Below are 15,740 nucleotides of genomic sequence, written 5' to 3' on the forward strand. Positions count from 1 at the left end.
CCTTGTGTATTTTTGTTATAAAAACATGTATTATGGATTAAAATAATGATTTTTATAACAAAACATTCCCCTCACCGCAAAGATTCGCAAAGATTTTTCGCAAAGAGCGCAGGGTTGTGGGCGGAAATAATTGGTAGCTTTTATAAGGATTTTAAACAACGGTTTGTTTTTTACTTTCGGTTGATGATAAAACTTCGCGGATCTTTGCTAAAAACTTTGCGTTGTTGGCAGTTAGACAGCAACGATGATGCACTCAGAATTTAATCTCCTTTCATCTGTTTTCTTTGTCTATCTTTGCACTTTATAAATTACAGTATTTTAGTATCATGTTTCAATTAGGAAAAACCATTATTTCAGAAGATATTCTTGAAAAAGAATTTGTGTGCAATTTGTCAGCTTGTAAAGGAGCCTGCTGTGTTGACGGAGATGCCGGTGCACCTTTGAGTGAGGCGGAAACTAAAATCATGGAAGAGATTTATCCGAAAGTCAAACCTTTTTTGCGAAAAGAAGGAATTGCAGCTATTGAAGCGCAGGGAACCTGGGTAAATGGAACAGATGGTGACCTTGAAACACCATTAATTGATAATAAGGATTGTGCTTACGTTATTTTTGACGGGAAAACGGCGCTTTGCGGAATCGAGCAAGCCTACAATCAGGGAATCGTAGATTGGAAAAAACCAGTTTCCTGTCATTTGTATCCGATCCGTGTAAAAGACTTTACGGAGTTTGCTGCAGTCAATTACGATAAGTGGGAAATTTGTGATGATGCCTGTTCTTTAGGTAAAGAATTAGAAGTTCCGGTTTATAAATTTGTAAAAGAAGCGTTAATTCGCCGCTTTGGACAGGATTGGTATTTAGAGCTCGAAAAAGTGGCCGAAGAACTCAAAAAATCGTAAAATACAGGCGCTTTAGTTACCACTTTAAAAGAGGATATTTTAACTCAAAAAATAAACTTTTAACTCAAAAAATAAAGTTTTAAAAACTTTTAAAAACAATTAATAATTTCTTGCTTTTTATTGTAAAAAGTCTATATTCTACGGGGACTTAAGGTGTGAATGACAATATTAAATGTCTCATTTACAAATATTTAATTATTGTCTGAAAAATATCTCATTTTTCCTGCGTTGTTAAAAACTACGACCAATTGTGAATAAGTTTGGCTTTTATTTTCGCCAACAAATGACAATCTTTGTACTCTACTGAATCAGCAAAAATTCAATACAAAAAATAAACATAAAAGCCATGTCACAAGTTGAGCCAATTTTACAAGAAAATAAGAATCGTTTCGTAATTTTTCCTATCAAACACCACGATATTTGGGATTGGTATAAGAAGATGGAAGCGAGCTTTTGGACTGCAGAAGAAATTGACTTGCATCAGGATTTGAATGACTGGAATAATAAACTGTCAGAAGAGGAGCGTTATTTTGTAAAACACATTTTAGCATTTTTTGCTGCTTCTGACGGAATTGTAAATGAAAACCTTGCAGAGAACTTTGTAAATGAAGTGCAATATGCAGAAGCGAAATTTTTCTATGGTTTTCAAATCATGATGGAAAATATTCACAGTGAAACGTATTCTCTTCTAATCGACACCTATGTCAAAGATGAAGCAGAAAAAGCGGAATTGTTTAATGCGCTGGAAGTTTTTCCTGCGATTGCCAAAAAAGCAGAATGGGCTTTGAAGTGGATCGAATCTGATTCGTTTGCAGAAAGACTTATTGCTTTTGCAGCTGTTGAAGGAATATTTTTCTCAGGTGCTTTCTGTTCTATTTTCTGGTTGAAAAAACGTGGTCTGATGCCAGGTTTGACGTTTTCTAACGAATTAATTTCCCGTGACGAAGGGGTACATTGTGATTTTGCAGTGCATTTACATAATCACCATTTAATAAATAAAGTTCCGAAAGAAAGAATTAAAGAAATCATAGTTGATGCTTTAAATATTGAAAGAGAATTTGTTACAGAATCTCTTCCGGTAAGTTTAATCGGTATGAATGCAGTTTTAATGACGCAATATCTGGAGTTTGTCGCAGACAGATTACTGGTAGAGTTAGAGTGCGACCGTGTTTACGGATCCGCAAACCCATTTGACTTTATGGATATGATATCCTTACAGGGAAAAACCAATTTCTTTGAAAAAAGAGTTTCCGAATATCAAAAAGCAGGAGTAATGAACAGTGGCTCAGGCGGAGATAGTGATTCTCAGAAAATTAGCTTTGATGCAGATTTTTAGCGCATAAGAATATTTTAGTGATTGCCCCAAAAAACACTAAAAAGAATAAATTTTATAACACAATATTTTTGAGATTGAATCTCTTCCCAAATCGCGGATTCAATTATTTTAATTCATTTTCAATTTGTTTTTCAAATTTGAAGTAGGTAACTATTGAGAATCCTGTAATTCTCAAAATAAAAACAATAAAACACACAATGTTTAAGCACTGGAATCCGTTATTCCAGTGTCTTTCATTTTTTCAATAACAATAAAAAAGTAAGCTTATGTATGTAATAAAAAGAGATGGACGCAAAGAGCCGGTAATGTTTGATAAGATTACAGACAGAATCAAAAAATTGTGTTACGGTTTTAATGAACTTGTAGATCCTGTAAAAGTCGCCATGCGCGTTATTGAGGGATTGTATGATGGTGTTTCTACTTCAGAGTTGGATAATCTTGCTGCTGAAACAGCTGCTTCTATGACTATTGCACACCCTGATTATGCTCAATTAGCCGCTCGTATTGCTATCTCTAACTTACATTCTAATACAACAAAATCGTTCTCAGAAACGATGTCGGATATGTATCATTATGTTAATCCAAGAACAGGGAAAGAAGCTCCTTTGTTGGCAGATGATGTTTACGAAGTAATTAAGAATAACTCTCAGGTTCTGGATTCAACTATTATCTATAATCGTGATTTTAACTACGATTATTTTGGATTTAAAACATTGGAACGTTCTTATTTGCTAAAAATAAACGGAAAGATTGTAGAGCGACCACAACATATGCTGATGCGTGTTTCTATCGGAATTCATAAAGACGATATTGCCTCTGCGATTGAAACGTACGAGTTGATGTCTAAGAAATTCTTTACGCACGCTACACCAACATTATTTAACGCAGGAACTCCAAAACCTCAAATGTCATCTTGTTTCTTGTTAACCATGAAAGATGACAGTATTGACGGTATTTATGATACCTTAAAGCAAACGGCTAAAATTTCGCAGTCTGCCGGAGGAATTGGTTTGGCTATTCACAATGTAAGAGCTACCGGTTCTTATATCAGTGGAACTAACGGAACTTCTAACGGAATTGTTCCAATGCTTCGTGTATACGACATGACAGCCCGTTATGTAGATCAGGGTGGTGGAAAACGTAAAGGAAGTTTTGCCATGTATATCGAGCCCTGGCATGCTGATATTTTTGATTTCCTTGACTTAAGAAAAAACCACGGTAAGGAAGAAATGAGAACCCGTGATTTATTTCTTGGAATGTGGATTCCGGATTTATTCATGAAAAGAGTTCAGGAAGATTCCACATGGACTTTGATGTGTCCTAACGAATGCCCTGGATTATCAGAAGTGCACAGTGAAGAATTTGATGCTTTGTATTTACGTTATGAAGCAGAAGGAAAAGGAAGAAAAACCATTAAAGCTAGGGAAATCTGGGAAAAAATCCTGGAATCTCAGGTAGAGACAGGACTTCCGTACATGTTGTACAAAGATGCGGCAAACCGTAAATCGAACCAGAAGAATTTAGGGACAATCCGTTCCTCTAACTTATGTACTGAAATTATCGAGTACACCTCTCCGGATGAAGTTGCGGTTTGTAACCTTGCTTCGATTTCATTGCCAATGTTTGTGGAGAACGGGAAATTTGATCACCAAAAATTATTTGATGTTACAAAACGTGTTACATTCAACTTAAATAAAGTAATTGACAGAAACTATTACCCGGTAAAAGAAGCTGAAAATTCCAATGTACGTCACAGGCCAATTGGTTTGGGAGTGCAAGGTCTTGCAGATGCTTTTATCATGTTAAGAATGCCTTTTACAAGTGACGAAGCAAAACAGCTGAACCACGAAATTTTCGAAACGTTATACTTTGCTGCTGTTACCGCTTCTATGGAACTGGCAAAAGTAGAAGGACCGTATTCTACATTTGAAGGATCTCCAATGTCTCAGGGAGAATTCCAATACAATATGTGGGGAATGAAAGACGAAGAATTATCAGGACGTTGGGACTGGGCTTCATTACGTAAAGAAGTTGTAGAACACGGAGTTCGTAACTCATTATTAGTGGCACCGATGCCAACCGCATCAACTTCTCAGATTTTAGGAAACAACGAAGCTTTCGAGCCTTACACTTCTAATATCTACACAAGAAGAACGCTTTCCGGAGAATTCATCGTGGTAAACAAACATTTACTGGAAGACCTAGTGAAATTAGGAATCTGGAATGAATCTTTGAAGCAGGAAATTATGCGTCATAACGGATCTGTTCAAAACATTAAAGGAATTCCGGATGATATTAAAGAATTGTACAAAACAGTTTGGGAAATGTCTATGAAGGATATTTTAGATATGTCACGTCAGAGAGGTTATTTTATTGACCAGTCGCAGTCATTGAATTTGTTCATGCAGGATGCTAATTTCTCTAAACTAACTTCTATGCACTTCTACGCATGGCAATCCGGTTTGAAAACAGGAATGTATTACCTAAGAACAAAATCTGCGGTAGATGCGATTAAATTCACGTTAAACAACGATAAAAAAGAAGAAACAACGCCTGCCTCAGCAACTTTAGTTCCGGAAACAGAACCGATAAGTGTTGAAGAATACAAAGCAATGTTGCTAAAAGCACAAGCAGCAGATCCTGAGGATTGCGAAATGTGTGGGTCTTAATTTTTTTAGAATAGAGAATAGATTTATTCTTATAGTAAAGCAGTTATTGTAATGATAGCTGCTTTTTTTGTTTGACAATTTAAATAGAATAGTTCTTTTTATTGAAATTCATTTCAAAGGTAAATTTGATTAAATTTGTTATATTCAATTATAATAATAGAAACATGGAGATCAAAAATTTATCTAAATATAGCGATGCTGAAAAAATTGTTTTGGCGGAGCAATTGTGGGATAGCATTTCTAAAAAGGATTTGGAGATTTCTGATGATGTTAAAAAAGAATTAGATAGTAGGATACAGAATCTGGAAGAAGGTAAAACGGAACTGTACACATGGGATGAGGTCAAAGCCCATTTGAAATCGATTCGATAATGCCCAAAATTTATTTTGTAAAGGAAGCATTATTTGATATTGAAGATATAATTCTTTGGTATGAAGAGCAACGGTTAGGACTTTCCTATGATTTTGAACTTTGTCTGGAAGCCGGAATTGAGGAAATATCAAGAAATCCGAATTCCTTTCAAAAGAAATACAAAAATATAAAGATTAGGTTCATTGCAAGATTTCCATATGGTATTCATTATCATTTTGAAAACGATGAAATAATAATTTACGGTGTTTTTCATACTTCCCGTTCACCTAAAAATTGGTCCAAAAGATTAAGCATATAATTAGGCTCTAAGAACCTTAGTGCCTCAAAATCTCAGTACCTCCCTAAAAACCAATTGCCTAAATCGCATTTTAAAGCTGATTTATTTAATTATCTTACAAAAGGCAGGGAATTTGTTAAGAAATCCTTTTTTGTTTCATAAAATGCAATATTTTTTTTGGTGCAGTGAAAATAATTTATACATTCGCAGAGAATTTATTGAAAAACACAAACAAAATGTCCAATAACCGTTTTTATTTTAGCAACTCTTTTTATTTCTTCTTTAGTAGAAGTGAGGATTGTGCTATGGTTATTTGAGAAAATTAAAAAAGACAAATAAAACTAATATACAATCCTGATGAAAATCAGGATTTTTTTTTGAATATATGACAACGAAAATTGCAATACAAGGTATAAAAGGTTCTTTCCATCATCAGGTAGTAAAGGAGTATTTCTCTGAAAATGTGGCTATTGATGAGTGTTTGTCTTTTGAAGAATTAATTGACAGCCTGCTTTCAGGAAAATCGGATCAGGCCGTTATGGCAATTGAAAATTCGATCGCAGGACCAATTATTCCGAATTATGCGTTGATTGACAAGAATAATTTGCACATTATCGGAGAACATTATTTGAGCATTCACCAAAATTTAATGGCGTTGAAAGGTCAGAAAATGGAGGATATTAAAGAAGTTCATTCACACCCGATGGCGATATTGCAATGTATGGATTTCTTAAAGAAATATCCAAACATCAAATTGGTTGAAGATAAAGATACAGCCGAAACCGCCAGAAGAATTCAGGAAAAACAATTAACCGGAATTGCTGCAATCGCGAGTAAAACGGCTTCAGAAATGTATGATTTGGAAATTCTGGCACCGGAAATTCAAACGATCAAAAATAACATGACCCGTTTCGTGATTATTAAAAAACAGAATTCATTTTTGCCGGAAAACGAAATCAACAGAGCTTCCATCAAATTTGAATTAGATCATAAAAGAGGAAGCCTGGCAGCAGTTCTCAATGTAATGAGTGACTGCAAACTGAATTTAACAAAAATCCAGTCGCTTCCAAAAATCGAGACACCCTGGAAATATTCGTTTTTCGTAGATGTGACATTTGAGAGATACGAGGACTTTGCAAAAGCAAAAGCATTACTGAATATTATGGCAGAATATTTAAAGGTTCTGGGAGAATATAAGAATACAAAACCGTAAAGTGAAATTCCAATTTTTTGAAATTCCAAATTCCAAAGGTTTAAAATAATGATTGTCAGGCTGAGCGAAGTCGAAGCCCCGTTTTAGTTTTCAAAAGCCTTCGACTTCTCTCAGGGTGACAGAAGTTTAAAAGTCAAAAAAAGCATAAAGCATAAGGCCTAAAGCCTAAAGCATTTTAATAAAAAAATAGAAATGATTACAACAGCAAAACGATTAGAGACAGTTGAAGAATACTACTTCTCCTCAAAATTAAGAGAAGTTCGTCAATTGCAGTCGGAAGGAAAATCGATCATCAACATGGGAATCGGAAGCCCTGATTTGAGTCCGTCGAAAGCAGTAATTGAAGCAGTAGCTGCCGCAATTCTGGATGAAAACGGGCATGGGTATCAGAGCTATCAGGGATTGCCGGAATTGAGAAAAGGAATGGCCGATTTTTATCAGGATCAATTTGGTGTTGCCTTAAATCCGAATAATGAGATTTTGCCTCTGATGGGTTCGAAAGAAGGAATTATGCATATTTCGCTTGCATTTCTAAATGAAGGTGATCACGTTTTAATTCCGAATCCGGGTTATCCGACTTATACTTCGGTAACCAATCTGGTTGGAGCTGTTCCGGTTTATTATGATTTAAAAGAAGCGAATGCCTGGGAACCGGATTTCGAAGCGCTGGAGAAATTAGATCTTTCGAAAGTAAAAATCATGTGGCTGGGATATCCGCACATGCCAACCGGTGCCAGAGGAAGCTTAGCGTTATTTGAAAAATTGGTTGCTTTTGCTAAAAAACACAACATATTATTGGTGAACGATAATCCGTATAGTTTTGTTCTGAATGATAATCCGATGAGTTTATTGCAGGTGGAAGGGGCAAAAGAAGTGGCTCTGGAATTGAATTCATTAAGCAAAACCTTCAATATGGCAGGCTGGAGAGTCGGAATGGTTTTAGGGAAACCTGAAATTATCGATGCAGTCCTTAAAGTAAAAAGCAATATGGACAGCGGAATGTTCTACGGCATTCAGAAAGGAGCAATCGCTGCTTTAAATTGTGATAAGTCATGGTTCGAAGATCAGAATAAAATTTACAGACGCCGTCGGGAATTAACAGAGAATTTAGCAGAGAAATTAGGCTGCAAAGTGTATAAAGAAGGTGTTGGATTATTTGTATGGGCAAAATTGCCGGAAGGAATCGAATCAGCAGAAAAGTTCATTGACGAAATATTATACGAGAAACACATTTTTATCACCCCTGGAACCATCTTCGGAAGCAATGGTGAAGGCTATATCCGATTCTCCTTGTGTGTGAAAGAAGAAAAAGTACAGGAAGCGATAGATAGATTTTAAGGATTAAGATTTTAGAATAAAGAATAAAGATTTTTGACAAAGATTGGTCATTTTGATTGTGGAGTTACTTGTGAAGATTTCTCCTTCGTCGAAATGACAAGAAAGACAGAAAGTAATAAAAGGTCTTAAAAAAACAAGAGGTTCTAGCCCTGATAGAAGCGGCATCCTTTTGCGCCGGGGTTCGGCGGAAAAGATATAGCGGATAGCAGGAACTAGCTTCTAATAAAAATAAATATGAAAGTATACGTAATAGGAATAGGGTTAATAGGTGGATCGATGGTGCTGGACATCAAAGAAAAACATCCGGACGCGACTATTTTCGGAATAGACAATAACGAAAAACACTTGCAGGAAGCGATTGATTTAGGCGTTATTGACCAGGCGGGAAGCTTTGAAGAATTGGCTGAAGCTGATTTTGTGATTGTTTCGGTTCCTGTAGATGTTGCCCTGACGATTTTGCCTAAAGTACTGGATTCAGTTGGCGATCAAACCATTGTTTTTGAAGTAGGATCTACAAAAAAGCCCATTTGTGATGCAGTTGCCAGTCATCCGAAAAGAAGAAATTTTATCGCCACGCACCCAATTGCAGGAACGGAGTTTTCCGGACCATCGGCGGCGATAAAAGGATTGTTTCAGGGAAAAACGAATATTATTTGTGAGGTGGAAAAAACCACTTTCAAATTGCAGGAAAAGGCATTGAAGCTTTTCAGCGAAATCGGAATGCGGATTCGGTATATGGATCCGACTTCACACGACAAACACATTGCTTACGTTTCGCATTTGTCGCACATTAGTTCGTTTATGCTCGGAAAAACGGTGATGAATAAGGAAAAAGACGAGCAGGATATTTTTGATATGGCAGGAAGTGGTTTCGAAAGCACCGTTCGTTTAGCAAAAAGTTCGCCCGCCATGTGGACACCAATTTTTAAGCAAAACAAAGAACATGTCATCGAAACCTTAGAAGAATATATTTCAAATCTCAGTCGGTTTAGGGATTTGTTAAAAGAAGAAAATTACAATGCCATTTTTGAAGAAATGGAAAGTACCAATAAAATTAAAGAGATATTAAACGGATTAACAATTAAAAAATAAACTAAAAATTAAGATGGAAAATAAGAAAGAAATGAGAAAGTGGTTAGAAGATTTCAATTTAAATCACCCACTTGTGATAGCCGGACCATGTAGTGCAGAAACGGAAGATCAGGTTTTGAAAATCGCTCATGAGTTGAAAGATTCAAAAGTTAGTGTATTCAGAGCCGGAATATGGAAACCAAGAACGCGTCCGGGAGGATTTGAAGGTGTTGGGGAAATTGGATTGAAATGGTTACAGAAAGCTAAAAAAGAAACTGGTTTATTGATGGGAACTGAAGTTGCCACTGCGGCTCACTGTAAACTGGCTTTAGAACATGATATAGACGTTTTATGGGTTGGTGCCCGTACTACTGCAAATCCATTCGCAGTTCAGGAAATTGCGGATACATTGAAAGGAACAGATAAAATCGTTTTGGTTAAAAACCCTGTAAACCCTGATTTAGCTTTATGGTTAGGTGGTGTTGAGCGTTTACACATGGCCGGAATTGAGAAATTAGGAGTGATTCACAGAGGTTTCTCGACTTACGAAAAAACAAAATACAGAAATATCCCGGAATGGCAGATTGCGATTGAATTGCAAAATAAATTCCCTGATTTACCTTTAATCATCGATCCATCGCACATTACAGGAGATCGTAAAATGATTTTCGAAGTAACGCAGGAAGCATTGGATTTGAATTACGATGGTATGATTATCGAAACGCACTACGATCCGGACAATGCCTGGTCTGATGCTGCACAACAAGTTACTCCGGATGCTTTGAAAAAAATCATCAAGGATTTAACCATCAGAAAAACAGATGATACGACAGACGAGTACAGTTCAAAAATGACGAAACTAAGAGCTAACATCGATGTTTTGGATGCTAACTTATTAGAGTTATTAGGAAAACGTATGAAAGTAGCTGACGAAATCGGTCAGGTGAAAAAAGACGCAAACGTAGCGATCCTTCAAAACAACCGTTGGAACGAAATCTTAGGAAAAATGATTTTGGAAGGGGAGAAAAAAGGTCTTACTGAAGAGTTTGTTTTGAGAATGTTCAAAGCAATTCACCAGGAAAGTATTGGTCACCAGGAAAAAATATTTAATGCCTAATTTCTTCTAAACCATATAAGTGATATAAGTGATATAAGTTTTTTTTATTTTTGCAAGCGCATAGCTTAAATTTTCTTATATCACTAATGTGGTAAAAAAAATTAAAATCTCCATTGCTGTAAGGCTTTGGGGATTTTTTTTTAAAATAAATTGAAGATGTTCCAATATTACAGTTTGTTTTGAAAATGTCAAATCAATTCACCGTAAAAGTATTGATTAGCAGGAATTTTTTTTTCAATGCCTACTACTTATATGGTAAAACTTTAAACCTGCACTGCTTTTTGAGCTTTGGAGATTTTTTTTGAAATAAATTGGAGGTGCTCCCAACCTTTGCAAGTCTTTTTCGCTCTATAGAAGTATACAACCTTAACTTCTATGTTATGAAATCGAAAATCTGTTTATCTAAGCCGGAAATTTTTCAGGGAATCCTGAAATTATTCCTTTTTGTTTTATTGTTTTTAGCAACAAAAACTTTTGCGCAGAGTCCTGAATTGACTGTAAAGGGTGATGCTACAGAAAGTGTCAGAATGAGCCAGCTTATTGTCAATGTAAAAGTGGTTGGGAATATTGCTTACACCACTGCTGAGATGCATTTTTTTAATTCAGGCAGCCGTCAGATGGAAGCGGAACTTATTTTTCCGTTGCCGGAAAATGTTTCGGTTTCCAGATATGCCATTGATATTAATGGAAAAATGCGCGAAGCGGTTCCTGTAAATAAAAATAAAGGAAAACAGGTTTTTGAGGCTATCGAACATCGTCGCGTTGATCCGGGATTACTGGAGAAAGTAGATGGGAATAATTTTAGAACAAGAATTTATCCGCTAATGCCAAATGGCGAACGAATCGTCATTATTGGCTACGAAGAAGAACTTTCTGCTTTCGATAAAAACAATCTGGCGTATCAGCTGGTGAGCCGTTATCCGAAAAAGCTGGATAAATTTGAAATTAATGTTTCGGTTTTGGGAACTGCTGCTTCGCCAACTGTTAATGAAAATTCAGGGGAGCAAATCGTCTTTTCAAAATGGAATCAATCTTTTCAGACTTCACTGAAAAAAGAAAATTATCAGCCTTCCGAAAAATTAGTTTTTAACATTCCGATTCAGGAAAATGCACCAGGTGTTCTGATGCAGAATTTGGGAGGGCAATATTATTTTTATGGAAATACATTTGTTGAAGGAAATAAAACAGCTAAAAAAACACCAGCCTCCATTGGTTTGGTCTGGGATAATTCTTTGAGTTGCAAAACACGTGATTTAAAAAAGGAATTGAATTTACTGGACGCCTATTTTCAAAAAATCAAAAACACGAAAGTAACTTTATACTTTTTAAATTATACTTTCGAAAGACAAAAGGAATTTGTGATTTCAAACGGTAACTGGGCTGAATTACAATCCGTTTTGCAAAATACAAAGTATGATGGCGGTACCCGTTTTTCACAAATAAATTTCCCAAATCATGATGAATTTTTGTTTTTTTCGGATGGATTATCTTCTTTAAGCGAAAACGCTTTGCCTAAAACGAATAGTCCAATTTATACGATTACCTCTTCCGTTTCTTCAGATTTTGCTTTCCTGAATTTTGCTGCCATGAAAACCGGCGGTAATTTTATCAATCTGAACCAATTGAATCTCGCAAATGCTTTAGATAAACTAGTGAATAGTAATTTGAAATTTTTGGGAATAAAAGAAAATTACACCATTACAGATTTGTTTCCGATGAAAGGTACTTTGGTTTCAGGAAGTTTCAGTTTTTCAGGAATTTCCTTAAATCCGAAAAGCGAAATCACATTGTTGTTTGGTTACCATAATACAGCGGTACTGGAACGAAAAATCACTCTGGATGCCGGGACCCAAAATACAACAGATGTAAATATTGAAAAACTCTGGGCCCAGAAAAAAATAGCGAATCTTGATTTGCAGTATGATAAAAATGCGGATGAAATTGAACTGCTCGGAAAGAAATACGGAATCATTACCAAAAATACCTCCCTGATTGTTCTGGAAGATATCCGCGATTATATAGCGTATGATATTGTACCGCCTGCAGAATTGCGCGCAGAGTTTGACAGGATTAAGAAACAGGAACAGGATACTAATTTAGCCAGACAAAAGAATAATTGGGAAAGTATTGATACTTATTTTACAGCCTTAAATTCCTGGTGGAAACAAGATCTTAAATATACGGCTCCAAAACAGCTGCCAAAACCAAAAGTTAAAAATCCCCGCACAACAAATAACAGGGTATCAAATGTGAGTTCCAGCAGAAGCAGAACAGTTCCACCCGGGTTTATTTCGGGAGTTGTTGTCGATCCTCAAGGGTTACCATTACCGGGAGCTGTTGTTGGTGTAAATGGAGAAAGAGGACAAGTGAGTACTGATTTTGAAGGGAAGTTTAGCATACAAGCTCCCGAAAATAGTAATCTTACTATTAGATACATTGGTTATGAGTCTTCGCAAGTAAATGTGGGCAGAAATAATCAGATTAGAGTACCATTACGAGAGAGTTCAGCACAGTTGCAAGAAGTCGTAGTAACAGCCGGATATGCAGCAGAGCGAAAAAGAGAAGTTTCTTATTCTACTCAGGTGGTTTCACAAGAAAGTATTTCTAAAAGTGCTACTATATCGCAAGCACTTGCCGGTAAAGTGGCCGGAGTTCAAATAGCGCCATCGGTAACCAGTGATAAAATGATCAGTAGTCAGGACGAAACCAATTCTGATTCTAAAAAAGATTCAGATCTCGAAGATGAAGATGAAGACGTGGAATATGCAGAATCAAATGGAATCGAAAATCAGCCTAAAACCTGGAATCCGGATCGCCTGTATTTAAAAGCTCTTGCTTCGGCTCCAAAAGAAAAACAATATGAACTGTATTTTGAATTACGAAATGCACAGGAAAGAAACCCTGCTTTTTATTTTGATGTGGCTCACTTTTTTTATAATCAGGGCGATGTCAAAAAAGCATTGCAGATCATCAGCAATATTGCCGATTTAGGATTGGAGAACCATCAGCTTTATAAAACCTTAACCTACACGCTGCGTCAATGGAAGGATTTTGATGATGCCTTGTTTACGGCAAGACAAATTGCAAAATGGAGAGCACATGAACCACAAAGTCTCAGGGATTATGCTTTGGCATTGGAAGATGCCGGAAAATATCAGGACGCTTTTGACCAATTGATTAAAGCATTAGAAGTGAATTATTACGGAGAAATGAGCGGACAATATGAAGGTGTAGAAGATATTATCCTGATGGACATTAATCGTTTGATGATCGAACACAAAAATCTGAAAACGGGTAAACTGGATAAAAAATATCTCGATAAAATGCCGGTTGAAATCAGAATTATTATGAACTGGAACCTGATGGATGTCGATTTAGATTTGCATATTATTGAACCAAATGGGGAAGAATGTTATTACGGGCACAGAAGTACACAAGCCGGAGCGAGATTTTCTAAAGATTTTACGCAAGGTTACGGACCGGAACAATATTTAATTCGAAATGCTATAAAAGGAAAATATCAAATCAAAACCAATTATTTTGGCGAAAGAGAATTAACCGAAAGCGGCCCGGCGACTGTTATGGTAGAAATTTATACCACCAGAGCCGGAAAAACTTCCAAAACTTCCAAAACAATTCAATTAGGAAAAATTAAGGAAAATGAAATTTTAGCCGAAATTATTTGGTAAACGAACCAATTTTAGGATCTGTTTTTTAATTTTAAAAGGCGAAGTTGCGTTGTTCAATTCTAAAAACGTAATTTTGCCTTTTAATATTTTTTAGTTTTCAGTATAATCTGAATTCTAAAATAAACAATCTACAATTTGAATGACAGGACTCGTTTATAAATCTACAGGAAGCTGGTACACCGTAAAATCTGAAAAAGGCGATTTTATAGAATGCCGTATGAAAGGAAAGTTCAGGATGAAAGGGATCAAAAGTACCAATCCTATTGCTGTAGGCGATATTGTCGATTATGAACTCGAAGAAACTTCTGATGCCTTAACCGGAACTATTTTTAATATTCACGAAAGAAAGAATTACATCGTTCGTAAATCGGTTAATTTATCGCATCAAATGCATATTATCGCATCGAATATTGATCGTGTGTTTTTACTGATTACGATTAATAATCCACCTACGACTTTCAATTTTATTGACCGTTTCCTCGTAACTGCCGAGGCGTATAATATTGAAACAATTCTGGTTTTTAATAAAATAGATACTTTTGATGAGCCAACGCTTGAAGATCAATTGTATATGCAATATGTTTATCAGCAGATTGGCTACAAATGCCTTCGTGTTTCTTCTACAGAAATGAAAGGTGTTGAGGAACTTAAAGAAATGATGATTGGCAAAGTAAGCATGTTCTCCGGACATTCCGGAGTTGGAAAATCAACGTTGGTCAATGCGATGGAACCTTCCCTTCATCTTAAAACCAAAACCATTTCTGAAGCCAGTAAACAAGGTCAGCACACGACAACTTTTGCGGAGATGTATGACTTATCTTTTAATGCAAGAATTATCGATACACCCGGAATCAAAGGTTTTGGAATCGTAGATATGGAAAAAGAAGAAATCAGCGGTTATTTTCCGGAGTTTTTCAAATTAAAAGATCAATGTAAATTCAACAATTGCCTTCATAAAGAAGAGCCTCATTGTGCCATAAAAGCTGCTTTAGAAAGAGACGAGATCGCCTGGTCACGTTATAATAGTTACTTAAAGATTCTGGAAGGAGACGACGAAAATTATCGTACCGATTCTTATGATGAAGATCGAAAAGCTAGTGATGAATTGAGAAAATAAATTTAAATTCCAATATTTAAAAATTCCAAATTTCAAAACACTGTTTTTGCACCTTTTCAGGCATAATTTTAAAAATCTGTTTAATCTTTGTAATCTGTGGCTAATAAATCAAATTTATATAAAACTTAAAAATGAAAGTAGTTCTTCAAAGAGTTTCAGAGGCATCAGTAACTGTAGATCAGCAAAAAGTAGCTGATATTCAAAAAGGGTTATTGGTTTTAGTCGGAATTGAAGATGCCGATGCACAGGAAGATATTGACTGGCTGGTTGGAAAAATCATTAAAATGAGGATTTTTGGCGATGAAAATGAGGTCATGAACTGCTCCGTTCAGGATATCGATGGCGATATCATAGTCGTAAGCCAGTTTACATTACACGCTTCTACCAAAAAAGGAAACCGACCTTCGTATATAAAAGCTTCAAAACCAGATGTTGCCATTCCGGTTTATGAGAACTTTATAGCATCTTTGGAAAAGGAGTTTGGTAAAAAAATACAAGCCGGGATTTTTGGGGCAGATATGAAAGTCAGGCTTTTGAATGATGGCCCTGTTACTATTTTAATAGACAGCAAAAACAGAGAATAAATATTCTTAAAGATTTGTTAAGGATTTCTGAAAATAATATATATTTGGCGAAACTCCCTGT

At 35.9% G+C, this 15,740-nt stretch carries 12 protein-coding genes; all 12 read left to right on the top strand.

Annotated features, from left to right (window positions below; genetic code table 11):
* Nucleotides 1–326: 326 nt before the first annotated feature.
* The 12 genes from HAV12_RS03155 (at nt 327) to dtd (ending at nt 15,679) form a co-directional block, all read left to right on the top strand.
* Nucleotides 327–896, top strand: a complete 570-nt coding sequence (locus HAV12_RS03155; protein ID WP_132037384.1) for a DUF3109 family protein — start codon at nt 327–329, stop codon at nt 894–896.
* A 346-nt stretch (nt 897–1,242) separates the two neighbouring features.
* Nucleotides 1,243–2,232, top strand: a complete 990-nt coding sequence (locus HAV12_RS03160; RefSeq protein WP_132037385.1) for a ribonucleotide-diphosphate reductase subunit beta — start codon at nt 1,243–1,245, stop codon at nt 2,230–2,232.
* A gap of 266 nt (nt 2,233–2,498) precedes the next feature.
* Nucleotides 2,499–4,901 (top strand): ribonucleoside-diphosphate reductase subunit alpha, encoded by a 2,403-nt coding sequence (locus tag HAV12_RS03165; RefSeq protein ID WP_171568429.1) that lies wholly within the window; start codon nt 2,499–2,501, stop codon nt 4,899–4,901.
* A 164-nt stretch (nt 4,902–5,065) separates the two neighbouring features.
* On the top strand, nt 5,066–5,272 hold the full coding sequence (locus tag HAV12_RS03170; RefSeq protein WP_171568430.1) for an addiction module protein: 207 nt from the start codon (nt 5,066–5,068) through the stop codon (nt 5,270–5,272).
* Entirely contained in the window at nt 5,272–5,571 is a 300-nt protein-coding gene (locus HAV12_RS03175; RefSeq protein WP_171568431.1) for a type II toxin-antitoxin system RelE/ParE family toxin, read from the top strand. The genes HAV12_RS03170 and HAV12_RS03175 overlap by 1 nt, the downstream gene beginning before the upstream one ends.
* Nucleotides 5,572–5,935: 364 nt before the next feature.
* Entirely contained in the window at nt 5,936–6,763 is an 828-nt protein-coding gene (locus HAV12_RS03180; protein ID WP_171568432.1) for a prephenate dehydratase, read from the top strand.
* Nucleotides 6,764–6,955: 192 nt separating this feature from the next.
* On the top strand, nt 6,956–8,101 hold the full coding sequence (locus HAV12_RS03185) for a pyridoxal phosphate-dependent aminotransferase (RefSeq protein ID WP_171568433.1): 1,146 nt from the start codon (nt 6,956–6,958) through the stop codon (nt 8,099–8,101).
* 234 nt (nt 8,102–8,335) lie between these two features.
* Nucleotides 8,336–9,193 carry a prephenate dehydrogenase gene (locus HAV12_RS03190; protein ID WP_171568434.1) on the top strand — a complete coding sequence of 286 codons (858 nt, stop codon included), beginning with the start codon at nt 8,336–8,338 and terminating at the stop codon, nt 9,191–9,193.
* 13 nt (nt 9,194–9,206) lie between these two features.
* Nucleotides 9,207–10,289, top strand: coding sequence for a bifunctional 3-deoxy-7-phosphoheptulonate synthase/chorismate mutase type II (locus tag HAV12_RS03195; RefSeq protein WP_171568435.1), 1,083 nt, complete (start codon nt 9,207–9,209; stop codon nt 10,287–10,289).
* Nucleotides 10,290–10,669: 380 nt separating this feature from the next.
* Entirely contained in the window at nt 10,670–13,978 is a 3,309-nt protein-coding gene (locus HAV12_RS03200) for a VIT domain-containing protein (RefSeq protein ID WP_171568436.1), read from the top strand.
* A 139-nt stretch (nt 13,979–14,117) separates the two neighbouring features.
* Nucleotides 14,118–15,095, top strand: coding sequence for a ribosome small subunit-dependent GTPase A (rsgA, locus tag HAV12_RS03205; protein ID WP_171568437.1), 978 nt, complete (start codon nt 14,118–14,120; stop codon nt 15,093–15,095).
* 131 nt (nt 15,096–15,226) lie between these two features.
* Complete coding sequence (gene dtd, locus HAV12_RS03210; RefSeq protein WP_171568438.1) at nt 15,227–15,679, top strand: D-aminoacyl-tRNA deacylase; 453 nt, start codon at nt 15,227–15,229, stop codon at nt 15,677–15,679.
* Nucleotides 15,680–15,740: the final 61 nt, after the last annotated feature.

This window comes from Flavobacterium sp. CLA17 (genome assembly GCF_013112255.2).
In the GTDB taxonomy this organism is placed as follows: Bacteria; Bacteroidota; Bacteroidia; order Flavobacteriales; family Flavobacteriaceae; genus Flavobacterium; species Flavobacterium circumlabens.

What these genes read in the sequence shown, in the direction of transcription:
- dtd (WP_171568438.1), top strand. Translation starts at nt 15,227, where the DNA reads ATGAAAGTAGTTCTTCAAAGAGTTTCAGAGGCATCAGTAACTGTAGAT.
- HAV12_RS03190 (WP_171568434.1), top strand. Translation starts at nt 8,336, where the DNA reads ATGAAAGTATACGTAATAGGAATAGGGTTAATAGGTGGATCGATGGTG.
- HAV12_RS03180 (WP_171568432.1), top strand. Translation starts at nt 5,936, where the DNA reads ATGACAACGAAAATTGCAATACAAGGTATAAAAGGTTCTTTCCATCAT.
- HAV12_RS03200 (WP_171568436.1), top strand. Translation starts at nt 10,670, where the DNA reads ATGAAATCGAAAATCTGTTTATCTAAGCCGGAAATTTTTCAGGGAATC.
- rsgA (WP_171568437.1), top strand. Translation starts at nt 14,118, where the DNA reads ATGACAGGACTCGTTTATAAATCTACAGGAAGCTGGTACACCGTAAAA.
- HAV12_RS03170 (WP_171568430.1), top strand. Translation starts at nt 5,066, where the DNA reads ATGGAGATCAAAAATTTATCTAAATATAGCGATGCTGAAAAAATTGTT.
- HAV12_RS03160 (WP_132037385.1), top strand. Translation starts at nt 1,243, where the DNA reads ATGTCACAAGTTGAGCCAATTTTACAAGAAAATAAGAATCGTTTCGTA.
- HAV12_RS03185 (WP_171568433.1), top strand. Translation starts at nt 6,956, where the DNA reads ATGATTACAACAGCAAAACGATTAGAGACAGTTGAAGAATACTACTTC.
- HAV12_RS03195 (WP_171568435.1), top strand. Translation starts at nt 9,207, where the DNA reads ATGGAAAATAAGAAAGAAATGAGAAAGTGGTTAGAAGATTTCAATTTA.
- HAV12_RS03165 (WP_171568429.1), top strand. Translation starts at nt 2,499, where the DNA reads ATGTATGTAATAAAAAGAGATGGACGCAAAGAGCCGGTAATGTTTGAT.
- HAV12_RS03175 (WP_171568431.1), top strand. Translation starts at nt 5,272, where the DNA reads ATGCCCAAAATTTATTTTGTAAAGGAAGCATTATTTGATATTGAAGAT.
- HAV12_RS03155 (WP_132037384.1), top strand. Translation starts at nt 327, where the DNA reads ATGTTTCAATTAGGAAAAACCATTATTTCAGAAGATATTCTTGAAAAA.